Source organism: Colwellia sp. BRX10-9 (assembly GCF_014077405.1).
GTDB lineage: Bacteria > Pseudomonadota > Gammaproteobacteria > Enterobacterales > Alteromonadaceae > Colwellia_A.
In genome coordinates this window covers 38,903-63,001 of the sequence record NZ_JACGVV010000001.1, presented here as the reverse complement: position 1 = coordinate 63,001, position 24,099 = coordinate 38,903, and the positions used below count along the sequence as shown (strand labels likewise).

General features: G+C 38.0%; 21 protein-coding genes and 4 tRNA genes. 9 read left to right on the top strand and 16 right to left on the bottom strand.

Annotation, left to right across the window (positions count from 1 at the left end; genetic code table 11):
• Positions 1–101 precede the first annotated feature (101 nt).
• The 9 genes from hupB to H4J69_RS00260 all read right to left on the bottom strand — a co-directional run bounded on the left by hupB (position 102) and on the right by H4J69_RS00260 (position 7,603).
• Complete coding sequence (hupB, locus tag H4J69_RS00300; protein ID WP_070374161.1) at positions 102–377, bottom strand: nucleoid-associated protein HU-beta; 276 nt, start codon at positions 375–377, stop codon at positions 102–104.
• Between the two features lie 291 nt (positions 378–668).
• A complete protein-coding gene (gene lon, locus H4J69_RS00295) occupies positions 669–3,017 on the bottom strand; it encodes an endopeptidase La (protein WP_070374162.1) in 2,349 nt (782 codons plus the stop codon).
• Between the two features lie 158 nt (positions 3,018–3,175).
• On the bottom strand, positions 3,176–4,453 hold the full coding sequence (gene clpX, locus H4J69_RS00290) for an ATP-dependent protease ATP-binding subunit ClpX (RefSeq protein ID WP_070374163.1): 1,278 nt from the start codon (positions 4,451–4,453) through the stop codon (positions 3,176–3,178).
• 80 nt (positions 4,454–4,533) lie between these two features.
• A complete protein-coding gene (gene clpP, locus H4J69_RS00285) occupies positions 4,534–5,142 on the bottom strand; it encodes an ATP-dependent Clp endopeptidase proteolytic subunit ClpP (protein ID WP_182214969.1) in 609 nt (202 codons plus the stop codon).
• A 229-nt stretch (positions 5,143–5,371) separates the two neighbouring features.
• Positions 5,372–6,679, bottom strand: a complete 1,308-nt coding sequence (tig, locus tag H4J69_RS00280) for a trigger factor (protein WP_070374164.1) — start codon at positions 6,677–6,679, stop codon at positions 5,372–5,374.
• A 495-nt stretch (positions 6,680–7,174) separates the two neighbouring features.
• A tRNA-Pro gene (locus tag H4J69_RS00275) sits at positions 7,175–7,251 on the bottom strand.
• A 57-nt stretch (positions 7,252–7,308) separates the two neighbouring features.
• Positions 7,309–7,384: transfer RNA gene (locus tag H4J69_RS00270), tRNA-His, on the bottom strand.
• Between the two features lie 17 nt (positions 7,385–7,401).
• Positions 7,402–7,478, bottom strand: a tRNA-Arg gene (locus tag H4J69_RS00265).
• Between the two features lie 48 nt (positions 7,479–7,526).
• Positions 7,527–7,603, bottom strand: a tRNA-Pro gene (locus H4J69_RS00260).
• Between the two features lie 353 nt (positions 7,604–7,956).
• Here H4J69_RS00260 and folD point away from each other — a divergent pair.
• Positions 7,957–8,808, top strand: coding sequence for a bifunctional methylenetetrahydrofolate dehydrogenase/methenyltetrahydrofolate cyclohydrolase FolD (gene folD, locus H4J69_RS00255; protein ID WP_182214853.1), 852 nt, complete (start codon positions 7,957–7,959; stop codon positions 8,806–8,808).
• Positions 8,809–8,840: 32 nt separating this feature from the next.
• Positions 8,841–9,329, top strand: coding sequence for a glutathione peroxidase (locus tag H4J69_RS00250; protein WP_182214852.1), 489 nt, complete (start codon positions 8,841–8,843; stop codon positions 9,327–9,329).
• A 41-nt stretch (positions 9,330–9,370) separates the two neighbouring features.
• On the opposite strand, the gene H4J69_RS00245 is transcribed toward H4J69_RS00250, so the two are convergent.
• Both H4J69_RS00245 and H4J69_RS00240 read right to left on the bottom strand, forming a co-directional pair.
• Entirely contained in the window at positions 9,371–9,901 is a 531-nt protein-coding gene (locus H4J69_RS00245) for a redoxin domain-containing protein (RefSeq protein WP_182243198.1), read from the bottom strand.
• Positions 9,902–9,961: 60 nt separating this feature from the next.
• Positions 9,962–10,786 carry an SDR family oxidoreductase gene (locus tag H4J69_RS00240; RefSeq protein WP_182244052.1) on the bottom strand — a complete coding sequence of 275 codons (825 nt, stop codon included), beginning with the start codon at positions 10,784–10,786 and terminating at the stop codon, positions 9,962–9,964.
• A 179-nt stretch (positions 10,787–10,965) separates the two neighbouring features.
• Between H4J69_RS00240 and H4J69_RS00235 the strand changes: the two genes are divergently transcribed.
• Positions 10,966–11,349, top strand: coding sequence for a YkgJ family cysteine cluster protein (locus H4J69_RS00235; RefSeq protein WP_182214850.1), 384 nt, complete (start codon positions 10,966–10,968; stop codon positions 11,347–11,349).
• Here H4J69_RS00235 and H4J69_RS00230 read toward each other — a convergent pair.
• The 3 genes from H4J69_RS00230 to H4J69_RS00220 form a co-directional block, all read right to left on the bottom strand.
• On the bottom strand, positions 11,346–12,527 hold the full coding sequence (locus H4J69_RS00230; protein WP_070374169.1) for a DEAD/DEAH box helicase: 1,182 nt from the start codon (positions 12,525–12,527) through the stop codon (positions 11,346–11,348). The genes H4J69_RS00235 and H4J69_RS00230 overlap by 4 nt on opposite strands.
• 4 nt (positions 12,528–12,531) lie before the next feature.
• On the bottom strand, positions 12,532–12,990 hold the full coding sequence (locus H4J69_RS00225; RefSeq protein ID WP_070374170.1) for a DUF1456 family protein: 459 nt from the start codon (positions 12,988–12,990) through the stop codon (positions 12,532–12,534).
• A gap of 190 nt (positions 12,991–13,180) precedes the next feature.
• On the bottom strand, positions 13,181–14,785 hold the full coding sequence (locus H4J69_RS00220; RefSeq protein WP_070374171.1) for an ABC-F family ATPase: 1,605 nt from the start codon (positions 14,783–14,785) through the stop codon (positions 13,181–13,183).
• Positions 14,786–15,092: 307 nt separating this feature from the next.
• Here H4J69_RS00220 and H4J69_RS00215 point away from each other — a divergent pair, with 307 nt between their 5' ends.
• Both H4J69_RS00215 and H4J69_RS00210 read left to right on the top strand, forming a co-directional pair.
• The gene (locus H4J69_RS00215; RefSeq protein ID WP_182214848.1) at positions 15,093–16,037 is read left to right on the top strand and encodes a response regulator; all 945 of its coding nucleotides are present in this window, start codon (positions 15,093–15,095) and stop codon (positions 16,035–16,037) included.
• 89 nt (positions 16,038–16,126) lie between these two features.
• Positions 16,127–16,447, top strand: a complete 321-nt coding sequence (locus tag H4J69_RS00210) for a GIY-YIG nuclease family protein (RefSeq protein ID WP_182214846.1) — start codon at positions 16,127–16,129, stop codon at positions 16,445–16,447.
• A 55-nt stretch (positions 16,448–16,502) separates the two neighbouring features.
• Here H4J69_RS00210 and H4J69_RS00205 read toward each other — a convergent pair whose 3' ends face one another.
• Positions 16,503–17,024: an NUDIX hydrolase gene (locus H4J69_RS00205; protein ID WP_182214967.1), complete on the bottom strand. Its 522-nt coding sequence runs from the start codon at positions 17,022–17,024 to the stop codon at positions 16,503–16,505.
• A 266-nt stretch (positions 17,025–17,290) separates the two neighbouring features.
• On the bottom strand, positions 17,291–18,115 hold the full coding sequence (locus tag H4J69_RS00200) for a zinc-dependent peptidase (RefSeq protein WP_182244051.1): 825 nt from the start codon (positions 18,113–18,115) through the stop codon (positions 17,291–17,293).
• A 259-nt stretch (positions 18,116–18,374) separates the two neighbouring features.
• Here H4J69_RS00200 and H4J69_RS00195 point away from each other — a divergent pair, with 259 nt between their 5' ends.
• The 4 genes from H4J69_RS00195 (at position 18,375) to H4J69_RS00180 (ending at position 24,014) form a co-directional block, all read left to right on the top strand.
• Entirely contained in the window at positions 18,375–20,462 is a 2,088-nt protein-coding gene (locus H4J69_RS00195; protein WP_182244050.1) for a dipeptidyl-peptidase 3 family protein, read from the top strand.
• Between the two features lie 237 nt (positions 20,463–20,699).
• Positions 20,700–22,859 (top strand): S46 family peptidase, encoded by a 2,160-nt coding sequence (locus tag H4J69_RS00190; RefSeq protein WP_182214841.1) that lies wholly within the window; start codon positions 20,700–20,702, stop codon positions 22,857–22,859.
• Between the two features lie 70 nt (positions 22,860–22,929).
• Positions 22,930–23,373: a disulfide bond formation protein B gene (locus H4J69_RS00185; RefSeq protein ID WP_182244049.1), complete on the top strand. Its 444-nt coding sequence runs from the start codon at positions 22,930–22,932 to the stop codon at positions 23,371–23,373.
• The gene (locus tag H4J69_RS00180; RefSeq protein ID WP_182214838.1) at positions 23,370–24,014 is read left to right on the top strand and encodes a thioredoxin domain-containing protein; all 645 of its coding nucleotides are present in this window, start codon (positions 23,370–23,372) and stop codon (positions 24,012–24,014) included. Before H4J69_RS00185 ends, H4J69_RS00180 begins: the two co-directional genes overlap by 4 nt.
• Positions 24,015–24,099 lie beyond the last annotated feature (85 nt).

Below are 24,099 nucleotides of genomic sequence, written 5' to 3'. Positions count from 1 at the left end.
TATAGTGATATAAATGAAGCTATTTATGGGATATGTAAAATAAAAAAAGCCTTCGTTTAAAAAGGCTTTTCTGATTTATCTACAAAAATTGAAGCAGATAATTATGGATTAACTGAATCTTTTAATGCTTTACCAGCTTTAAATGCTGGGATTTTAGCTGCAGCGATTTGAATAGTTGCACCCGTCTGTGGGTTGCGGCCAGTGCGCGCAGCACGGTCACGTACTGAGAAAGTACCAAAACCAACTAGAGCAACTTGCTCACCATTTTTCAATTCGTCTGTAACAGCTTCAATAAATGAATCTAACGCACGACCAGCAGCAGCTTTAGAGATGTCTGCACCAGCAGCGATTTTTTCGATTAGTTGAGATTTGTTCACAAGTATTCCCCTTCAATTGTTATTATTCAGTGCCATCATTTGTTTTAGCGTCCTGCGGAAACTTTTATATTGAGCTTCTTTTGAACATCAAGCACTGTGTTTAAGAAAATAAAATTTATTATTTATTTTTATCTTAACCAAACCCTAATCCTATGTATGGATAGGGGTCTAGCGTTATCAGCGACATTAACTTAACACAGTTTCAGTGTTTGAAAAGCAAAAATCACTGTTTTTTGTTAATTTTTTGCAATTTTTTCTTTTATTTACTAAAAAAACAGCAATTTTTACAAATTAGTTGCCTAATTTGAATTTTTCTACTGGATGCTCTAAGGCAATATCTAATACCTCTTCTATCCATTTTACCGGATGAATAACCAAATCACCTTTAACATTGTCAGGAATTTCTTCCAAATCACGCTCATTATCTTTTGGAATAATGACTGTTTTAATACCACCACGATGCGCAGCCAAGAGTTTTTCTTTTAAGCCGCCAATAGGAAGTACTTCACCTCGTAAAGTAATTTCACCTGTCATAGCAACATCTGCTCTGACCGGATTACCGGTTAGGCTAGAAACTAATGCCGTACACATACCAACACCTGCGCTTGGCCCATCTTTTGGTGTAGCACCTTCTGGGACATGAACATGGATATCACGTTTTTCATGAAAATCAGCATTAATACGAAATTTATCGGCTCGACTTCGTACAACGGTCATCGCTGCTTGTATCGATTCCTGCATCACGTCACCTAATGAACCGGTGTAAGTCAGTTTACCTTTACCTGGAACCGAAGCTGTTTCTATAGTTAATAACTCACCACCTACAGATGTCCATGCTAAACCAGTCACTTGACCTATTCTATTTTCACTATCCGCTTTACCATAATCAAAACGTTGCACACCCAAAAATTCAGATAAGTTATCTTGATTAATAGTGACTTTTTTAATGGTTTTATCTAATAAAATCGCTTTTACCGCTTTACGACAAAGTTTTGATATCTCTCGCTCTAAGCCACGTACCCCAGCTTCTCTTGTGTAGTAGCGAATGATGCCCATAATAGCGCTGTCTTCAATTGAAATTTCTTTCTCTTTTAGACCATTACGACCAACTTGCTTATCGAGTAAGTGATTCTTGGCAATATTAAGCTTCTCATCTTCGGTATAACCCGACAAACGAATAACTTCCATGCGATCCAATAAAGGTCCAGGGATATCCATACTATTAGAAGTAGCAACAAACATCACATCGGATAAATCGTAATCAACTTCCAAGTAATGGTCGTTAAACGTCGTGTTTTGCTCAGGATCAAGCACTTCCAGTAAAGCAGATGCAGGATCGCCACGCATATCAGACGCCATTTTATCTATTTCATCTAATAAAAATAGTGGATTCTTAACCCCAACTTTAGCAATTTTTTGAATCAACTTACCTGGCAAAGAACCAATATATGTGCGGCGATGGCCTCGAATTTCAGCTTCATCACGCACACCACCTAGTGCCATACGCACGTATTTACGTCCGGTTGACTTAGCAATAGATTGTCCTAAAGACGTTTTACCAACCCCTGGAGGGCCAACTAAACAAAGAATAGGTCCTTTTAGCTGGCTAACACGTTGCTGCACCGCTAAATACTCTAAAATACGTTCTTTAACTTTATCTAAACCGTAATGATCTTTATCTAAAATATCTTGAGCAAGCTTTAAGTTACGCTTTAACTTACTACGCTTCTTCCAAGGTACACTGATCATCCAGTCGATGTATGAGCGAACCACGGTTGCTTCTGCCGACATCGGTGACATCATTTTTAATTTACGTACTTCGGCTAAAGTCTTTTCTTTAGCTTCTTCGGGCATTTGCGCATCTTCAATTTGCTTTTCAAGCTGCTCAACTTCGTTTGAACCTTCTTCGTCATCGCCTAATTCTTTTTGAATGGCTTTCATTTGCTCATTCAAATAATATTCGCGCTGACTTTTTTCCATTTGTTTTTTAACACGGGTACGAATTTTCTTTTCAACTTGCAATAAGTCAATTTCGCCTTCCATCAGTGCCATTAAATATTCTAGACGTTGAGCAACATTCTCTATTTCTAGTACTTTTTGTTTTTCAGCTAACTTTAATGGCATATGTGCAGCCATCGTATCCGCTAATTGTTCTGCATCATCAATACCTGAAACTGAAGTTAACACTTCAGGTGGTATTTTTTTATTGAGTTTGACATAACCTTCAAACTGAGAGATAGCCGAACGAACCAAGACTTCACAATCGTCTTCGTTAACGGTTTCTACGTCAAGAAACTCAATATCGGCAGTGAAGTATTCTTGTGTTTCAACAAATTGAGTTATACGCGCTCTACGCGCTCCTTCAACTAACACTTTCACCGTGCCGTCAGGTAATTTCAACATTTGTAAAATAGTGGCAATCGTACCCGCACGATAAACATCATCGGCTGTAGGGTCGTCAACTGCGGCATCTTTTTGTGCAACAAGAAAAACCTGCTTGTCGTTTTCCATCGCGATATCTAAACAGCGAATAGATTTTTCGCGACCTACAAATAATGGGATCACCATTTGGGGATAAACAACAACGTCGCGCAAGGCTAGAACAGGAATTTCATTGATACCAGATAACTCTTCGGTCATAGGTTACTCTCTCGAAAATCAGTAGGGAAAAAATTGTAGTTAAAAAGTATATGGGGATTTTAGTAAAGCTTTCAACGGATAGACAAAAAAAAAGAGCTAAATGATCAATGTCATCTAACTCTTTTTATCGAAACACCTAAAATCTTAGTAATGAACGGCTATTCGCTCGCTACTTTTTCCTGTGGTGTATCGTAAATAATAATCGGTTTTGACTCACCTTTTATTACTGTTTCATCGACTACAACTTTTATCGCATCATTCATTGATGGCAATTCATACATGGTATCAAGTAAGACGCTTTCAACGATTGAGCGTAAACCACGCGCGCCCGTTTTACGCACCATTGCTTTGTGTGCAATAGCAATTAATGCATCTTCTCTGAACTCTAATTCAACGTTTTCCATGTCGAACAATGCACCAAACTGCTTAGTTAGCGCATTTTTAGGCTCTTGCAATATTTGGATTAATGCGTCTTCATCAAGTTCTGTCAATGTTGCTACAACAGGCAAGCGACCAATAAATTCAGGAATTAAACCATACTTAATCAGATCTTCTGGCTCAACATCTTGTAAGTGTTGAGTTAGCGTTTTCTTGCTATCTTTGCCACGAACTTCTGCGCCAAAACCTATACCTGCACCAGTATGTGAACGTTGCTCAACAACTTTATCTAAACCGGCAAATGCACCACCACAGATAAATAAGATTTTTGAGGTATCAACCTGCAAAAACTCTTGTTGAGGATGTTTACGCCCACCTTGTGGTGGAACTGAAGCGATAGTGCCTTCAATAAGCTTTAACAAAGCTTGCTGAACACCTTCACCTGATACATCACGCGTGATTGATGGATTATCTGATTTACGTGAAATCTTATCAATTTCATCGATGTAAACAATACCACGCTGGGCTTTTTCAACATCGTAATCACATTTTTGTAAAAGCTTTTGAATGATGTTTTCAACATCTTCACCAACATAACCTGCTTCAGTTAATGTCGTTGCGTCGGCCATAGTAAATGGCACATCAAGTAAACGCGCTAAGGTTTCAGCCAGTAATGTTTTACCACTACCCGTTGGGCCAATAAGTAAAATATTACTTTTACTTAACTCTATACCATTGTGAGAGTCACCATTGCGTAAACGTTTGTAGTGATTATAAACCGCTACGGCTAATACTTTTTTCGCGTGATCTTGACCAATAACGTAGTCGTCTAAACTTTCACGGATCTCTATCGGTGTAGGTAAGCTTTCTTTTTCTTCTTTCGGGGAAATTTCTTTTATTTCTTCACGAATAATATCGTTGCACAGTTCAACACACTCATCACAAACAAATACTGACGGACCAGCAATAAGTTTACGAACTTCATGTTGGCTCTTGCCACAAAACGAACAATACAAAAGCTTGCCGTTATCACCGTCACCATTTTTAATATCGGTCATACGGAACCTCAATTTGTTTAATTTCTAATACAGATACTGTTAAGTATTTCATAAATTATCTAGATCACAAAGTTGTGAAATTATTTATCTAATCGTTCTGTTAATATGGAGTCAACTAATCCATATTCAACCGCACTTTCTGCACTTAAGAAGTTGTCACGGTCGGTGTCATGAGAAACTTTCTCTAATGACTGACCTGTATGCTCGGCCATTAAACTGTTCAATTTAGTTTTAATATAAAGAATTTCTTTCGCATGAATTTCAAAGTCAGATGCTTGACCTTGGAAACCACCAAGTGGCTGATGAATCATCACACGGGCATTGGGTAGACAGTAACGTTTACCTTTTTCACCGCCTGACAATAAGAATGCGCCCATGCTAGCCGCCTGACCAATACATACTGTACTAATGTTTGGCTTAATAAACTTCATCGTATCGTAAATAGCCATACCTGCAGTTACCGAACCGCCAGGTGAATTAATATATAAGTATATATCTTTATCAGGACTTTCAGACTCAAGGAATAATAACTGAGCAACAATCAAATTAGCCATGTGATCTTCAACTTGACCACACAAGAAAATAACACGCTCTTTTAAAAGTCTTGAATAAATATCGAACGAGCGCTCACCCTTAGGTGTTTGCTCAATAACCATTGGCACTAAAGCACTATCGATAGTGCTGGTGATTTTCTGAGAATTATTTTGAGAAGTAAACAACTAAAATTTCCTTTCTATATAAAAAATGGCTCGTATGTCCCCATACCAGCCATTTAAGCGATTGCTTGACATAATGTCAATCTAAAAGGTCTACCAATTCAAATTTGTTTCACTAAAGTGCTACAAATTTAAGCAAATGGCAGCAACTCAGCCGATTAAGTTTCTTTGCTCAGTGGCAAGAATCCTAAGAGACTCAGTCTTATTTACCTTCTGGATTCATTATATCTTTAAAGCTTGCTTTCTTTTTATTAACTTTTGCGCTTTCAAGTAACAATTCAACAGCTTGCTCTTCTAATGCAACATTCTGCATTTGTTGGTTAAGCTCTTTGTTTGTTGCGTAGTACTCGATAACTTCTTTTGGATCTTCGTAAGCTGATGCGGCTGATGCAATTAATTCGTTAACTTTGTTTTCGTCAACTTTTAATTCATTAACTTTGATCACTTCACCTAGTAACAAACCAACTTTAACACGGCGTTTAGCTTGCTCTTCAAACATATCAGCTGGAAGCTCTGGCATGTTATTAGGATCCATTTGACCCGCAAAACGTTGCATTGCTTGCTTACGTAAAACGTCAATTTCTTGAGCGATTAACGCTTTAGGAATTTCAACATCGTTAGCAGCTAATAAGCCTTCGATTACTTGCTCTTTAACTTTAGCTTTAACCGCTTGGGTTAACTCACGAGTCATGTTAGTGCTTACTTCAGTGCGTAATGCTTCTACGCCACCTTCTTGAACACCAAACAATTTAGCAAAATCTTCATCGATTGTTGGTAATACTGGACCTTCAGTTTTATGAAGAACGATATCAAACTCTGCTTCTTTGCCTTTTAGGTTTTCAGCATGGTAATCATCAGGGAAAGTCACTTTAATTGTTTTTTCATCGCCAGCTTTCATGCCAGTAATTTCTTTTTCAAAACCTGGGATCATGCGACCAGCGCCTAATTCAAGTTCGAAATCTTTAGCTTCGCCGCCTTCAAAAACTTCACCGTCAACACGGCCAGTAAAATCTAAAACAAGTTTGTCACCGGCTTTAGTTTTACGCTTGTTTTCTTTCCACGTTTTATGTTGATTCTGTAATGTAATAAACATTTCATCTAAATCAGCATCTGTAACTTCAACGTCAGGACGTTCAACGTTAATTGAATCTAAGCCCGTTAAAGCAACATCAGGGTAAACTTCAAAAGTAGCTTCGAATTCTAGCGCTTTGCCGTCTTCATTGCTTTTAGCAATAAAACTTGGACGACCAGCTGGATTCATTTTTTCTGCAACAATTGCATCAACAAAGTTACGTTGCATTAATTCACCAGCAACTTCTTGACGAACTGATTGACCGTAACGCTTTTGGATAACAGTCGCAGGAACTTTACCTGGACGGAAACCATTAATTCGCTGGGTTTTTGATATGTGACGAAGACGGTTTTTAACTTCTACATCTACTGATTCTGCAGGAACAGAAATAGTTAACTTACGTTCCAAACCTTGTGTAGTCTCTACTGAAACTTGCATTTTAATACCTCAAAACTTAGCGTTTTAGTAACGCTTTCAATAACACAACTACTTCACAGCTTAATTAGCCAAAGAGTGTGACGTTTGTAGCCCTATAACCAACGCTACAGAAGCCCGAAAAATCAGAGTAAATACCAACACTAATAAATAGTTCCTCGCTCAGCGAGGTTTAAAAGGCATGATATAGACCTAGATTTTAAAATAATGACGCGAAATTATAGCGATGCTTGATATAAGAGTCGACCCTTTAATGACGTTATTTTTGACTTATTTTTTAAATGGGTGATAAAACGAGTAAAAACAGTGTGTGCTGACTTCATTTAAATGTAATAAATTAAATTTAAAGTGCATAAAGATTGGTGTAACTGGTAGTTAAAGAGTTGTTCTAGATTAAATTTATGATTTGTAAGGAGTTGTTCTAAATTAAACTTATGATTTGTAAATAGGAGTGTATAACGGGAGATGATAACGATAAAAGGCATATAAAATAAGAAGTGGTCGGTGATGCAAGATTCGAACTTGCGACCCCTTGGACCCAAACCAAGTGCGCTACCAAGCTGCGCTAATCACCGACATTTTCTACTTAACCTACTTACTACAATATTTCATCACCATTTCTTGAGAAAAAATGGGGTGGCTAAAGGGACTTGAACCCTCGACAACCGGAATCACAATCCGGGGCTCTACCAACTGAGCTATAGCCACCATTGTAAAATACTGTTTGGTACGCCCTGCAGGATTCGAACCTGCGACCCACGCCTTAGAAGGGCGTTGCTCTATCCAGCTGAGCTAAGGGCGCACATTACCTACAGGCCAAATTTTTAGTTATTAAAAATAATTAAAAAAGTGGTCGGTGATGCAAGATTCGAACTTGCGACCCCTTGGACCCAAACCAAGTGCGCTACCAAGCTGCGCTAATCACCGATATGTACTGCGTTTAAAAGAACTAAAAATATGCCCCTTTCAACGGATGCGGATATTACCTAGTTGCCTGAGTCCCGTCAAACCTTTTTTATAAAAAAATAACCGTTTGCTCACTTTTAAAACAAGCCGCTTGATAATCAGCACTTATTGCCTATAAATATAGCAACTCTTCAATTATCAATAAATTCAGTTTTTGGCATACTTGATAAGCGTATATTTTATTTTTAAATCTTCATTTGACGATATATTACCGAATAAAAGACCATTTATAAGAACAGTAGCTATAACAGTCCAGGTTTTTATGCGAAAATAGTGTCGTTTTTCATCATTTAACTAAGTTAATAGAAACTATCATGACAGCAACTCTTATAGACGGTAAATATATTGCTCAGCAGCTTAGGCTCTCAGTAAAAGAAAAAGTAGCAGTACGCGTTAAAAATGGCTTACGACCTCCCGGGCTAGCCGTGATATTAGTCGGCTCAGATCCTGCTTCACAAGTTTATGTTGGTAGTAAGCGTAAAGCATGTGAAGAAGTTGGTTTTCTTTCTCGCTCATATGATCTGCCCCCAACAACCACTCAAGCTGAATTATTTACTTTAATTGATGAATTAAATAATGACGAAAATATTGATGGTATTCTTGTTCAACTCCCTTTACCAAAAGGTTTAGATGCTAATTTAATTATCGAGCATATTAACCCTTTAAAAGATGTTGATGGCTTCCACCCATTCAACGTCGGCAAACTAGCACTTCGTCAACCAGGATTGCGCCCCTGTACACCTAAGGGCATTATCAAGCTGATAGAGACTACCGGTATAGACCCACATGGTTTAGAGGCGGTTATAGTAGGTGCTTCAAATATTGTTGGTCGTCCAATGACATTAGAACTATTACTGGCCGGTTGCACAGTAACCACCACGCATAGATTCACTAAAAATCTTGAAGATAAAATACGTAACGCTGATTTACTTGTTGTGGCCGTAGGAAAACCTGAGTTCATTCCTGGAGAATGGATTAAGGCTGGCGCTATTGTTATTGATGTGGGGATTAACCGTTTGGCCAATGGCAAACTTGTTGGTGATGTAGGTTTTGATATAGCTCAAACGAAAGCCGCTTATATTACGCCCGTACCTGGCGGCGTAGGCCCAATGACAGTAGCAAGTTTAATCGAGAACACTTTGATAGCTTGTGAAGAATTTCACTAAATTTTAAGCCGCTTAATATAAAGGAATAATCAATGTCTGACGCTATTTATCAGTTTAATGCGCTGAACAATAAAAAAGAAACCGTTGAGTTGAAAGACTACCAAGGTAAGGTAATGCTTATTGTAAATACGGCAAGTGCCTGCGGATTTACGCCTCAATATGAAGGCTTACAATCACTTTACAGTGAGTATCAAACACAAGGTTTAGCGGTTTTAGCTTTTCCTTGTAATCAGTTTAAGCAACAAGAAAAAGGCAGTAATGAGGAAATACAGCAGTTTTGTGATCTAACGTTTAATATCAAATTCCCATTATTTGATAAAATTGACGTCAATGGCGACAACACTCACCCTCTTTTTACCTTTTTAAAGGCACAAGCACCTGGAATACTAGGTTCTAAGAGCATTAAGTGGAATTTTACTAAGTTTTTAGTGAACAAGAAAGGCCAAGTAGTTAAACGCTATGCGCCAACCACTAAACCGACTAGCATTAAAGCGGATATAGAAAAGTTACTCGCTGAGTAACTTATAATAAGCAGCCAAAAGTGTTGGCTGCTCTTATTATCTTATTGAGCTTTTGCTACTTTTAACATTTCAAGGTTACTGGCAATATCTTCTGCCGCTGTTCTTGGCGAAATATCATCATCTATTTTCAAGATTTTACCTTCTTTAGAAATATAAAATGTCACACGACTAGCAACCTGCATCATATTCAACACATCGTAGGCTTTTGCAGTCGCTTTTGTCGGATCGCTTAACATCGGAAAGTCTGCGCCGGTTTTCTTAGCAAAATCTCTGTTGTCATCTAATGGGTCAACACTGGCCATAACGTAACTTGCATTATACGCTCTGATCAAATGCCCCTTCTCAACCAATGACTTACATTCAATGGTACAACCACGTGTGTTGGCCATTGGATACCAAGCTAAAACAACCGCTTGCTTACCTTTGTAGTCACTGAGTTGGTAATAATCACCATTGGTGGCTTGCAATTTAAAATCTGGTGCTTGCTCTCCCACTTTTAAATCAGAGGCTAACAAACTAAAGCTCGTTAATAATGCTAAAAATGTACAAACTACTTTTGATGTTCTTTTCATCAGAGTTACCTTTTAAAAATGAATGGATATTATGTTGTTACTTTACCTTATTTTACCTCATTAACCTTTAGCTAAAAGGTTATCGAGCCAACTTGTCGGTAGTATACGTTTGAATACGGCAAATAGTTTAGTAGGCACGGTAATTCTGTATCTTATTTTCGGGCGTTTACTCTCTAAGGCATGGATCAACGCTTTGGTGACATCTGCCGCTTCTAAGGTAAATTTTGCATTCGAGGTTTTACTGGCCAGCCTTGCTATTTGTTGTTGATACTCAAGATGATGGGCACTGTGTTTAGCGTCAATGTTGGCTGTAAAAGCACTTAAGGCATTGGCGCGAAATTGAGTATTAATGGGACCCGGCTGTAAAAGTATCACTGCGATATTCGCTGATCTCAATTCTAACCTTAAGGTGTCAGACAAACCTTCAACAGCATATTTTGAGGCATTATAAGCACCACGATAAGCCATAGAAACAAAGCCTAACACTGAGCTACATTGAATAATTCGGCCATGACCTTGCTTGCGCATAACCGGAATAACTTGTTTAGTCAGCTCGTGCCAGCCAAAAACATTGCTTTCAAATTGGCTTATAAGCGCTTGAGTTGGTAAGTCTTCTAATGCGCCCGGTTGACCATAGGCACCATTATTAAAAAGAAAATCTAATGTCCCCCCAGTTTCATTGAGCACAAAAGCAAGTGCCGCATGGATACTGTCAACTTGGGTTAAATCAAGCTGGCAAGCGGTTAAACCTTTTTCTTGTAGCATAACAACATCGGCTTGTTTTCTTGCGGTAGCAAAAACTTGATAGCCTCTTGTTGATAACGTCAGAGCCGCATCTAAACCAATACCGCTTGAACAACCTGTTATTAAAATAGATTTTTTCACGCTGTTATTATTACCTATAATTCGAAAATTTGCTTTATTGTCGGTGAGCATACTGGGGATATCAAATCAGTACAAGGCGAGATAATTAATTGTATAGAGAAACACGAATGCCCAGCGCAATAATTGTTAGGCTAACATGATACACTTTTGTTTAAACACTAAAACGAGTTAAGCAACCATTGAAAGATTGTAATCAATGTGGAAAATGCTGTATAAAATATGGCGACGGAGGCATAGCAGCTTCGATTGAAGATATTGAGATGTGGGAAATTTTTCGCCCTCATATTCATCAATATGTAATAAAAGATAAGATTTGGTTTAATCCTCAAACCGGTAAACAACTGACACAGTGCCCTTTCCTAGAAAAAATGCCTAACCAAGATGCTACCGAGCAAGTTAAATATACTTGCGCAATTTATCAAGACCGCCCTGAAGACTGCCGGGATTATCCGAGTAATGTCAGTGAGATGCTCAGGGATGAGTGTGAAATGATAGAAATCATCGATTTAACCCATCCCCAACAAGCGCAATACAAACTTAATAAATTAATGAGCCGCAGTTAACGTTTATTTTTTGGCACATAATTTAGAATAGAAAGTGGCACCACTTTTTTGACTGGAAATCCTTCAAATTCTTTGCGTTTAATAACATGCCCTAAACGGCTTTCTATCGCACACAAGTTTCTAAAATTATCCTTGGCTACAAATGATACCGCTTCTCCAGAGGCTCCCGCTCGCCCTGTTCGGCCAATACGGTGAATATAGTCATCGACTTGATCAGGTAAGTCGTAATTAACCACTCGAGTGAGCTCGCCGATATCAAGACCGCGTGAAGCAATACCTGTAGCGACAAGAAACTTAATTTTACCGGCTTTAAAGTCATTAAGAACTTGTTCTCGCATCGCTTGTGTTCTGCCACCATGAATAGACTCGGCACTAATGCCACGTTTTTCTAGCTGGCTAACAAGTTTAGCTGCACCGTGTTTTGTTTCGATAAAGATCAGCGCTTGCTGCCATTGATGTTCAATAATTAAATGGCTCAGTAATGCCGACTTATTACCTTTATCAACCGTTATTAACCATTGATCAATTTTAGGTTTAGAGGCGCTATTATTGCCGATAGAGATTTCTGTCGCATTACTAAAGGTACGCTTTGATAACGTTCGAACATCATCAGAAATAGTGGCTGAAAATAATAAGTTTTGACGTTCGAGTGGCAAACGTTCAATGATTTTATTAATATCTTCAATAAAACCCATATCAAGCATTCTGTCAGCTTCATCTAAAACAAGGACTTCAAGTTCATCAAAATGCAGAGCACGTTGATGAGCCATATCAAGTAATCGCCCGGGAGTCGCAACAACAATATCAACCCCCCAAATAAGCTTCTGCCTTTGCGGTTCAATGTCAGTACCACCGTACATTGCCATCGAGCTTAGGTCTAAATACTTACCATAATCACGGATACTTTGTTCTACTTGAACGGCAAGTTCACGTGTTGGGGTAAGAATAAGCGCTCGAATACGTTTGCCACGTAATTTTCGTTCGGTATTAAGTTTTTCAAGTATTGGTAAAACAAAACTGGCCGTTTTACCGGTACCTGTTTGCGCTGCAGCAACAAGGTTTTTTCCCGATAAAATAACCGGAATGGCTTTTTTCTGAATAGCCGTTGGCTCGCCATATTTTAAGTCAGCAAGTGCTTTTAAAAGCGGTTCACTTAATCCCAGTGTCGAAAATGGCATAATACTATCCTTGAAGTTTAATTTTTAAACCTTTAATAAAGGTCGATAAAACTTCATCACTACAATCTCTATAATGTTTATTATTGATGCTTCGAAAAAATGCACTTAATTCATATTTGGTTAAGCTCAACTCGGCTAATTCAAGCGTATCAATCACTTCATCAGCTTGTAGAGAAAAAGCAATTTTTAACTTATTAAAAATAGCGTTATTAGTTAAGACAGCTTCAGGAACCGCTTGTGGCCCTTCTTTTGCGCCTCTTCTTTCAACAATCAAGCCATTGAGGAAACTAGCAAATTCTACATCAAGTAGTTCAACATAAGTCTCATCGTCTTTTTCTTTATAAAAACAAACCAATTGCTCTGCTGATATTTCACAAGCATTTAATTTAAAGACGGCACGGGTTTTTTCGTCATCAAAATCAAGTAAAGTACTTAAGCGACGAAGAATATCATTGTTTATCATGTTTAGACCTAGAGAACGTTGTTAAGGTGAAGGCAGCAGTAGAGTTGTCTTCAGAGTGGTAGAGAGTATAGCGCACTCGTTTTAAATGTTTGCTAACTCATTTTTTTGTCTATTAAATAGTGCTTAGTTAAAGCGTTAAAAACGCCATTAAAGGCGTTTTCAACAATCAAATAACTCAGCTAAAAGAGGACTAAGCTCTTTTTTGAGCCTGTATTTGGCTATCAAGATATTCATCTAACGAACCTTGAAAATCAACAAGCTTTTTATCTTTAATGTCGATAATACGGGTTGCTAAGCTAGAAACAAACTCACGGTCATGGCTAACAAAAATTAACGTACCTTCAAAGTCTTTTAGCGCATTGTTCAATGCATCTATCGCTTCGATGTCCATGTGGTTAGTCGGCTCATCCATAATTAATACGTTGATATCAGCCATCATTAAACGACCGAATAACAAGCGATTTTTCTCACCACCTGAACAGTTACGTGCTTTCTTGTTAGCATCATCATCAGTGAATAACATACGTCCTAGCATGCCACGAACACTTAAATCATTGTGACAAGGTCTACGCCATTGCGACATCCATTCCATCAATGTTAAGTCATTGTCAAAGAATGAACCACTATCTTGTGGACAATAACCCACAGAGGCATTTTCAGACCATTTAACAACGCCTTCAGTTTGCTCTAACTCGCTCATTAAACAGCGAAGTAACGTTGTTTTACCAACACCGTTTTCTCCGATGATAGCTAATTTAGCACCCGCTTCTAACAATAAATCACCTTTAGAAAACAAAGTAACGCCGTCAAAACCATGCGCTAAACCTTCAAGTTCTAGTGCTTGTCTGTGCATTTTCTTGCCAGGGGCAAAAGCTATTTTTGGGGTGATACGACTTGAAGACTTTACATCATCAAGTTTAATTTTATCCATTTTCTTAGCACGAGAACTTGCTTGTTTCGCTTTAGAAGCGTTAGCGCCAAAACGGTTAACAAAGTCTTGCAACTCAGCGATCTCAGCAACTTTTTTATCATTACCGGCTAATAACTGCTCGCGTAACAAACCAGACTGCGCTAAGAAGAACTCGTAATTACCCGGATAAACGCGTAATTCACCGTAATCAATATCAGCCATATGTGTACATACTGAATTAAGAAAATGTCTATCATGAGAAATAATAATCATGGTGCATTTACGTTTGTTTAACTCAGCTTCTAACCAACTGATGGTATGGATATCCAAGTTGTTGGTTGGCTCATCGAGTAATAAAATATCAGGGTTAGCAAATAAGGCTTGCGCAAGTAAAACACGAAGTTTCCAACCTGGAGCAACTTGTTGCATTGAACCATAATGAAAAGATTCTTCGATACCTGCTTCTAGTAGTATTTCACCTGCGCGACTTTCTGCGGTGTAACCGTCCATTTCAGCAAATTCACTTTCTAAGTCACCAACACGCATACCATCGGCTTCGCTCATTTCAGCTTGTGCGTATATAGCATCTCTTTCTTGCTTTACTTTCCATAATGGCATATCACCCATAATAACAGTGTCAATAACATTGTGTTGTTCAAAAGCGAACTGGTCTTGACCCAACGTACTTACTTTGTTGCCAGTACTAACCGAGACATTGCCCGAACTTGGTACTAAGTCACCACTGAGTATCTTCATGAATGTAGACTTGCCACAACCATTTGCGCCGATCAAACCGTAGCGGTGACCATTGCCAAATTTAGCCGAAATGTTTTCAAACAAAGGCTCTGCGCCAAATTGCATTGTAATGTTAGATGTAGTGATCAAAGATAAATTCCTAAATAGTGCTAACTAAAATTGTTAACCAGCAACGGTGAAGATAGCAAAAATAGAAACATATTTAAGACCATCAAAATAAAGTGGCGCATTATACAGTAAAAACTCTATTTTCTCTACTTAATCCTTAAAATTTTTGGTTGTTTTTTCACCAGTATCAACACAGAAGTGATTAGTGCTTGATATATTATTAAAAAAAATAATCAAAGCTCGTTAATCGCCTAGGGTATTTGCTTGCAAAACCTTATTTGCTCTAGTATTTTATTCGCACAATAAAAATAATATATGCGGATATTTCATGTCTATTGATACAATTTATAAGGTCACTTTACATCCTTTCATTAATGAATCTATTGCTAGCTTAAAATCGATGACCAGTTTATCGGGGAGCGCCGGCGAAGCTTTTATGGATAAAGTTGAAGACTTTCGTTTTAAAGGTTATGCCGTTTGCTCTGATATTACCGGCTGTTTAGATGGGGTAATTATGATGCATCATTACCCAGAAACCGCAGTAGCTATTGGTAATTCTGTTTGCCAAAATATGTTTGATGAAGCATATGATTACACAGAAATAAATGACGAGTTAAGTAATGCTTTAGCAGAATGGGGCAATACCATTGTTGGTCGAGCAACTGATTTACTGAGCCGCAACAACTTAAAATTTGATTTTTCTAGCCCATATTTTATCCATAATTTTAAAGATATGGAAAAATACTTAGCAGGCGTTAAAGAGATAATAACTGTACCAATTACCGTTGAAGGTGTTGGTCGTTACTATTTTAATTTATTGGTGCGTAATGTTAATTTTCAAACCAGTAATGTTGAAAGAGAACAAAGCTCAGGCATTGCAAATCCACACAGCACACCTTTACCACTAGAGAGTAAAATATTACTTGTTGACGATAGTGCGATGATACGAAAAGCAATAAAACGCTTTTTAGCCGGTTTAGGTTATGAAAATGTCATTGAAGCAGACGATGGTAGTACTGCGGTAGAAGCGGTAAAAAATCAAGCACCTGACTTCCTTTTCATGGACGTTGTGATGACTAAGATGAACGGTAACGAAGCATTGAAAGCTATTCGTGCCAGTGGCTCAAATGTACCTGTGGTAATGTTGTCTTCGGTTACCGATAAAGGACTCGTCGATGAATGCCAAGCAAGTGGCGTTTCTGGTTTTATTTTTAAGCCAATTCAAGCCAGTAATGGCGCAAAAATAATTAAAGACTATTTAAAAGTAGTTTAAGCCCGTACATATTTATTTGATGAGGTACTTTATTTCAAAGATAAAGTACCTTTAAACTATTTAATATAAAAAAGAAGTTTATAAAAGACATGGAAAAAGACACTGTTTCAACGGGTAACGTTTATGTGATGACTCACTCTTTTTTTTCAGATGTGATAAGAATAGGCTGTACTCCAGATGATCCGGTCGAATACGCTCGGTTACTATCAAAAAACTCGCCAGGTGATTACTCGCTGGTATTTTCTTTAGCGTGTAACAACCCGTGCGCGATAAAAAAGAAAATACGCGAATATCTCAACGCACAAGAATACGTTAATGAGTTTTACCAAGTATCGGCAGAGGTCGCAGCAAAACTATTAAAAAGAGAAACCTTAAGAATTGCCATTACTAATGAAGTAAGTACTGACTAATTTTTATAGAAAACGTCCCTGCCCCGGACAATAGCCACAATAAAACCACTTAACCCTATTTGACTAGTAGCTCACTAACAATAAGCTTTAACAAAAAAGTTTCACGTTCAATAGAAAGTCCCTTTTTTAGACTATTCGCTATTGTTTGCTCATTATGACTAATAGCTTGATGTATATTCATCCAAATTGGATGCATACCATTATTAATTTCATGCGCTTCAAGCTCGGGTTCAAGTAACTCTTCATCTATTGAACAAATATAACAGTAAGACTCCATATGAATAAGTTCGAAGTCGGGCTTATGCCAAGGTCTAAACTCTTCATATAAACCAAACGCTTGAATATTTTGCACATTATGCGCGCCAGTTTCTTCTTTTAACTCGCGCACCAAACCGGCAACATTACTTTCACCTTCGTCGATACCGCCACCGGGTAAACTGTAATCATGATACCGCTTGGTATACAGCAAAAGTATATCTTCACCCTTTAAGACAATAGCCCGCGTTGCTTTTCGAGTAAATTGGCGTGCTGACATATCACGAATGTCAGGATGAATAGTTGATTTTAGTAAACGCATAGCAGGATCTTTAGAAATATCTAGAAAATCATCACCATTAAAACAAGAAGTTGTTAACTCCACACCCTAACCGTAATAATTTTAAACAACAGGTTATGAGCATCTTACTACAGTGAAGATAGATTAGCCGAAGATTTTATAGCTCCGCATAAATAGTACCCAGTACTAACAGGAGCTTGCGCTATTATTTTGGTATATCAATAAAGTACTTTAGAATAATCACCAGATTTGTCATTATTAAAGTGATGTTATCTGTCATATGAATATTAAGCCCAGTGAACAGGGTCAACATGATAATAATTTTTAAGTTGCTGATAGAGCATCGGATACTTAGCATGAAACTGTTTAGCTTGCTCAAAAAACACTTCACTGGTAACAGCAAAAAATTCAGCCGGATTTGTTGCTCCGTAATAATCAAATAATGAGGGTGATCCGGTTCTTGCTTGCATCTTTAACTGTTCAAATTGTAGAGAAAAAGCAGCAGACCAACCTTGATAGCTCTGCCCTTTATCCAGTATAGGCGCACCGTTAGCGCTGCCATTTTCTTGGTCTAGCTGATGGGCAAACTCATGAATGACCACATTACGACCATCATCAGGTATTTTTGCACCGTCTAAAGTATCTTGCCAAGATAATACAACTTTACCAAAATCCCATGATTCACCCGCCAATGCTACTTTTTGTTGGTATCTTAAGCCATCAGTCCCCATATTTTGCTGTTGCTTAATAAAAGCCCGAGGGTAAACCAGTATGGTTTGTAATTTAGGGTAAAAATTAGTCTTGCGATTAAGCAACAATAGACATGCTTGGGCAGCAATCGTTATACGTATTTCATCGGTTATTTTAACACCGTTACAACCAACGAAGGTTTTCTCCGCCAAGAATACCTGAATATGTTGCTTTAACTGCAACTGTAAATCTGTTGGCATTTGTCCAAAATAAGGCATTCTTTGTTGAATGATTTTTCGCCATGTTTTTTTAAATGGCTGACGCCTTATTTTATCTCGCTGATATTCTCGCCAGTAAGGTTTACCGACAGAATAGCCAATAAGTAAAACGCCAATAAATATGGGAAGAAGATAAGACAACATAATGAACTTTACTGGTTAGGATTTACTATGATGTAGGTCCGCTATGATTAAATATCAAGCTATTTTAGCTATATTTCATCATTAAAAACGCTAAATATTAATTTTTCCGTCCTTTAAAGAACCTTTTAAGCTAAATACTGATTGTTGCCAATAAAGTTAACAGGTATACATATTGCGACATTGTGAGTATTATTTTAGCGTTAAGTAATACTTATAATAAAAGGCTCGATCGCAGGGCAATACTTGGAATTAAAACCACATGAAATTATCAAAAATATCTGCAGCGTTAGCAGCTGTGCTCGCTTTTTCTGGCTGCTCTGAACAAGAAACAAGCAGCAATAAAGCAGAGCCAAAGCAAACTCATCAAGCGACAGCAACTAGCAACAATGAATTTAAATGGCAGGTAGACCGTTTTGCTGATATCCGTGTTATACGTTATCAAGTACCTGGTTTTGAAGAGTTGCCTCTAGAAACTAAAGAATTGTTATTTTATCTTTATAAAGCAGCGCTTTCTGGTCGTGATATTACTTGGGATCATAACTACAAATACAACCTCACCATTCGTCATACGCTAGAAGCGGTTATCGCTGATTATGCCGGAGACAAAAGCAGCGAAGAATTCAAAAAGTTCAATGAATACACCAAACGTGTTTGGTTTTCTAACGGCATTCATCACCATTATATGTCAGGTAAATTCAGCCCTGAATTTAGCCCTGAAACTTTTGAAAGCTATGTCATGTCAGTTGCCGAAAAAGGTAAATTACCCTTAAATAAAGACCAAAGTGCTGAGCAGTTAGTGGCCTTACTAACGCCTATTTTATTCGACCCAACGGTCGCACCTAAAATGGTTAATCAGTCTGCTAACATTGATAATGTTGTTGCCTCTTCCGTTAACTATTATGAAGGCGTTACCGAACAAGAAGTTGAAGAATTTTATAAAAACAAGGTCGATGTAGACCCTAAGCGTCCAGTATCTTGGGGCTTGAATTCTAAATTAGTAAAAATTGACGGCAAGATAGTTGAACAAGTGTGGAAAGTGGGTGGTATGTACGATAAAGCCATCAGTGAAATTGTCTTTTGGCTAGATAAAGCAGCAACTGTTGCTGAAAACGAGCAACAACGTAAAGCCCTAACCTTGTTATCTAAATACTATAGAAGCGGTGATTTAAAAGACTTTGACGACTACTCTATTGCGTGGGTTAAAGACGTTAATTCAGATGTTGACGTAGTAAATGGTTTCATCGAAGTTTACGACGATCCTCTAGCTTACAGAGGTTCATTTGAATCCGTTGTTTCGGTAAAAGATCACGAAGCCACCAAGGTGATTGCTAAGATTGCCGCTGAAGCTCAGTGGTTTGAAGATAATTCACCACTCATTGAAAGCCATAAGAAAAAAGAAGTCAAAGGTATTACCGGTAAAGCCATTACAGTTGTTATTGAATCTGGCGATGCTTCTCCTTCTACGCCTATTGGCATTAACTTACCCAACGCTAACTGGATACGCGCTGAGCATGGTTCAAAGTCGGTAAGCTTAACTAATATTGTTAGTGCTTATGACAACGTAAAAGGTGGTTCGTTAGCCGAGTTTGTTTGGGACGATGCTGAACTTGCCCGCAGCAAAGAATTTGGTCCGTTAGCGTCTCACTTGCATACCGATTTACATGAAGTTGTTGGTCATGCTTCTGGACAAATTAACGAAGGCGTTGGCACACCTAAAGAAACTTTAAAGCAATATTCGTCAGCCCTTGAAGAAGGTCGCGCCGACTTAATTGCCTTGTACTATCTTATGGATCAAAAATTAATTGATATGGGTGCAATGCCAAGCTTAGAAGTGGGGAAAGCAAGCTACGACAGTTATATTCGTAACGGCATGATGTTGCAATTAAGGCGTCTAAAAGAGGGTGAGCATATTGAAGAAGCGCACATGCGTAACCGCCAGTTAATTGCAAGTTGGGCATTTGAAAAAGGTGCCACTGACAATGTTATTGAAAAGCGAGTTCGTGATGGAAAAACTTTTTTTGTTGTTAACGACTATCAAAAGCTACGGACATTATTTGGCCAATTATTACGTGAATTACAACGAATAAAGTCTGAAGGTGACTTTGCTGCAGGCCAAGCTTTAATTGAAGGCTACGCGGTTAAGGTCGACAAAAAATTGCACTTAGAAGTGTTGAGCCGTTATGAGAAACTTAAATTAGCACCATATTCTGGTTTTGTTAACCCTAAATTAGAGGCCGTTTATCTAGGTGATAAAATGACTAATGTTAAAATCACTTACCCTGATAACTTCCAAGAGCAGATGTTGGAATATGGTAAAGATTATGGTTTATTGCCCGTTTTAAACTAAAGTCAAAACCTCTTAAAATAACGTAAACGTTATCAGAAACCAAGGCGTGTGATCACAATAATCATACGCCTTGTTTATTTTGCTTAAAACGCCCTCTTTATCCTTAAAGTTATCTTTGGCATAATGTCGATTAGCAATATTAAGTAAAAACATGACAACTAAGTATTTTATAATATTTACGCGCAGCTTATAACTATAAAATTAAAACTATAAATTAATACAATCCAGAGAATTCTAATGAAAAAAACAACGATTCTATTATTAGCGATGGCTTCAACATTTGCCACAGCTGATGAAGGTATGTGGCAACCTCACCAATTGCCAAGCATTGCATCAGAACTTACCCAAGCAGGTTTAAAATTAAATCCTAACGATTTAACCGATCTTACTGGTTTTCCTATGGGTGCTATTGTCAGCCTTGGTGGCTGCACGGCTTCTTTTGTTTCTGATAAAGGCTTAGTTGCCTCTAATCACCATTGTGTTTATGGCTCTGTTCAATACAACTCAACAGCAGAAAACAACCTACTCGCCAATGGTTTTCTAGCAAAAACCTTTGATGAAGAGCTACCCGCTACACCCGGCAGTCGTATCTATGTAACAGAAGAAATCAATGATGTTACCACGTTAATTAAAGGCAGTATTACCGAGAACATGTCGGGCTCTGAGCGCTATAAAGCCATAGATAAAAACTCTAAAACATTAGTAGCTGAATGTGAAAGTGATGACAAATATCGTTGTAGTGTTGTCAATTTTCATGGCGGTTTAGAATATTATTTATTTAAACAATTAACTATTCGCGATGTTCGTTTAGTCCATGCTCCAGCAAGTAGTGTTGGTAAGTATGGTGGCGATGTTGATAACTGGATGTGGCCACGCCACACCGGAGACTATGGTTTTTATCGTGCATATGTCGGTAAAGATGGGCAACCCGCCGATTTTAGTAAAGACAACGTACCTTATGAGCCAAAGCATCACCTAAAAGTGAATAAAAGTAGTGTTGATGAAGGCGATTACATTATGGTGCTAGGTTACCCAGGACGCACCAACCGTTACCGCACTGCACTTGAGGTTGAAAACCAATTTACTTGGACTTACCCTAATGCTAAAAATTATCGTGAAGAGCTTATCGACTTAATTCATAACGAGTCTGCACCAGAAAGTGAAGCGAGAATAAAGTACGAAAGCACCTTAGCCGGCTTAGCTAACTACGCAAAAAATTACGGTAGCATGATAAAAAGCTACAATAAAGGCACAACGTTAGCCCGTAAACAGCAACTAGAACAAGACTTAAGCGCTTGGATCAATGCTGATAAAATGCGAAAGGCTAAATATGGCAACGCACTTACCGGCCTAAATAAGCTACTAAAACAAAACCAAAAAACTCAAGCACGCGATCTTATTCTAGGTTATATGGCTTACAACAAAATGTTAAGCACCGCTTATCGTTTACATCGTTTAGCCGTAGAAAAAAACAAACCAAACGTAGCGAGAGAAAGAGGTTACCAAGAACGTGATCTTGCACGTTTTGAACAAAGCATGAAAACCTTTAATCGTCGATTCGACGCGAATATCGATCAAAAGATCTTATTCGCTATGTTGACACATTATGTTGAATTGCCTAAATCAGAACGTATTCTCGCCATCGATGAATTTTTTGAACTTGAACAAGGGCTAAATAAAAAAGCCTTAAGCACTAAGCTTGAAAAAATGTATCAAACATCAACAATTGCTGACCAAGAAACTCGCCTTACTTGGATGAATAAATCGGTAGCCGACTTTGAAAAAAGCTCAGATCCCTTTATTCAACTTGCCGTAAAGACTTTTTCTGTAAGAAAAGCACTTGAAGAAAAAGACGAAGAATTGTCAGGTAATATTCAAGCTTATCGTCCTAAGTATATGGAAGCGTTAATCGCCTATTTTAACGATAAAAAACTCCCTGTATACGCAGATGCTAACAGTACATTACGTATTACTTACGGTAACGTAAAAGGTTATTCGCCAGTAGACGGACTCACTGCAACACCTTTTACCACACTTGAAGGTATAGTAGAAAAAGACACAGGTATAAAACCTTTTAATGCGTCTAAAAAACAACTCGAGTTAATTAAGAGTAAAAATTATGGCGAATACGCTAAAAAAGAACTCGGCTCAGTGCCAGTAAACTACCTAGGCACATTAGATATTACCGGTGGTAACTCTGGCTCACCTACTCTCAACGATAAAGCAGAATTTGTTGGTTTAGTCTTTGACGGTGTTTATGAAAGTATTATTGGTGATTGGGATTACGACACTAAATTAAACAGATCGATTCACGTTGATATTAAATACATGTTATGGGTGATGGAACATGTTGACGGCGCGACCAATCTTATTGAAGAAATGGATATAGTTGAATAATTAACTTAATTTTATTTACCTTAAAAATCCGGCTTAAGCTGGATTTTTAACGTTAACTAAACGAGATTATATGAACGATATACTTGCTAACAATACGTTATCCAAAGGTTGGTTGTTACTCTTTTCAGTTTGGGTACTCGCCACCATAAGCACGCTTGCTAGTTTATTTTTTAGTGAGGTTGTTAAACTCCCCGTTTGCTCTTTGTGCTGGTATCAGCGAATTGCTATGTACCCTTTGGTCGTTATTTTACCAATGGCTTTATTTCCATTCGACGCTAAAGTGACCCGCTATGCGAGTGTATTGGTTTTATTTGGCTGGCTAACCGCATTATTTCATGTGTTATTAGTGGCCGGTTATATTCCTAAAAGCGCACAGCCCTGCGTACAAGATATTCCTTGTTCAGAAACGCATCTCAATGTTTTTGGGTTCTTAAATATGCCAATGATGTCTTTACTAACCTTTAGTCTCATGGCTTTATTATTATTTTTTATGACTAAATCGGAATCATCATGAATAAAAAAACACTTTTCATTAGCGCCAGCCTTATTATCCTTTTGGCTTTTATTGGCGCAGCAACAATATTTAAAGCAAACAATAGCCACCAGAGCGCTAAGGTTGAAAACCTCGACATCATTGAACGTGTTGGCGCGCCAATAAAAGGACCGTTAGAGGCAAAAGTGACCATTGTCGAATTTTTCGATCCTGCTTGCGAAACATGTTCAGCTTTTTACCCACTGGTAAATAATTTAATTAAACGCTACCCTGGTAAAGTTAAGGTTATGATGCGCTACACCCCTTTCCATAAGGGTTCAGATCAAGTGGTTAAACTACTTGAAGCCGCACACTTACAAGAACAGTTTTGGCCGGCAGTAGAAATTTTATTTGCCAAACAGCAAGCCTGGACTCGCCATCATGTTGCTCAACCACAAAGTGCTCGTGCGTTATTAAAGGACTTACCTTTAGATAGCGCACAGTTTATGCGTGATGTCAGTAGCGAAAACGTTAGCAAGGTTATAATGCAAGATATCGCAGACGGTAAAACCCTCGAAGTTCGAGCAACGCCGCAGTTTTTTGTTAATGGAAAACCTCTGGTTAATTTTGGCTACGAACAGTTAACTCAGTTAGTTGAAGAAGCCATCGCCGAAGCCTACTAAGTGTTAAAAACAAGATGACGGTAAAATGTATAATCATTTTATCGTAAAATAAAATGAAAAAGGCGCGTATTCCCTCAAAGAATAC

Bases quoted from the DNA above. Each gene is read 5' to 3' on its own strand.
- lon (WP_070374162.1), bottom strand. From the start codon at position 3,017: ATGACCGAAGAGTTATCTGGTATCAATGAAATTCCTGTTCTAGCCTTG.
- clpX (WP_070374163.1), bottom strand. From the start codon at position 4,453: ATGACCGATATTAAAAATGGTGACGGTGATAACGGCAAGCTTTTGTAT.
- tig (WP_070374164.1), bottom strand. From the start codon at position 6,679: ATGCAAGTTTCAGTAGAGACTACACAAGGTTTGGAACGTAAGTTAACT.
- folD (WP_182214853.1), top strand. From the start codon at position 7,957: ATGACAGCAACTCTTATAGACGGTAAATATATTGCTCAGCAGCTTAGG.
- H4J69_RS00250 (WP_182214852.1), top strand. From the start codon at position 8,841: ATGTCTGACGCTATTTATCAGTTTAATGCGCTGAACAATAAAAAAGAA.
- H4J69_RS00245 (WP_182243198.1), bottom strand. From the start codon at position 9,901: ATGAAAAGAACATCAAAAGTAGTTTGTACATTTTTAGCATTATTAACG.
- H4J69_RS00230 (WP_070374169.1), bottom strand. From the start codon at position 12,527: ATGCCATTTTCGACACTGGGATTAAGTGAACCGCTTTTAAAAGCACTT.
- H4J69_RS00225 (WP_070374170.1), bottom strand. From the start codon at position 12,990: ATGATAAACAATGATATTCTTCGTCGCTTAAGTACTTTACTTGATTTT.
- H4J69_RS00215 (WP_182214848.1), top strand. From the start codon at position 15,093: ATGTCTATTGATACAATTTATAAGGTCACTTTACATCCTTTCATTAAT.
- H4J69_RS00210 (WP_182214846.1), top strand. From the start codon at position 16,127: ATGGAAAAAGACACTGTTTCAACGGGTAACGTTTATGTGATGACTCAC.
- H4J69_RS00205 (WP_182214967.1), bottom strand. From the start codon at position 17,024: ATGCGTTTACTAAAATCAACTATTCATCCTGACATTCGTGATATGTCA.
- H4J69_RS00200 (WP_182244051.1), bottom strand. From the start codon at position 18,115: ATGTTGTCTTATCTTCTTCCCATATTTATTGGCGTTTTACTTATTGGC.
- H4J69_RS00195 (WP_182244050.1), top strand. From the start codon at position 18,375: ATGAAATTATCAAAAATATCTGCAGCGTTAGCAGCTGTGCTCGCTTTT.
- H4J69_RS00190 (WP_182214841.1), top strand. From the start codon at position 20,700: ATGAAAAAAACAACGATTCTATTATTAGCGATGGCTTCAACATTTGCC.
- H4J69_RS00185 (WP_182244049.1), top strand. From the start codon at position 22,930: ATGAACGATATACTTGCTAACAATACGTTATCCAAAGGTTGGTTGTTA.
- H4J69_RS00180 (WP_182214838.1), top strand. From the start codon at position 23,370: ATGAATAAAAAAACACTTTTCATTAGCGCCAGCCTTATTATCCTTTTG.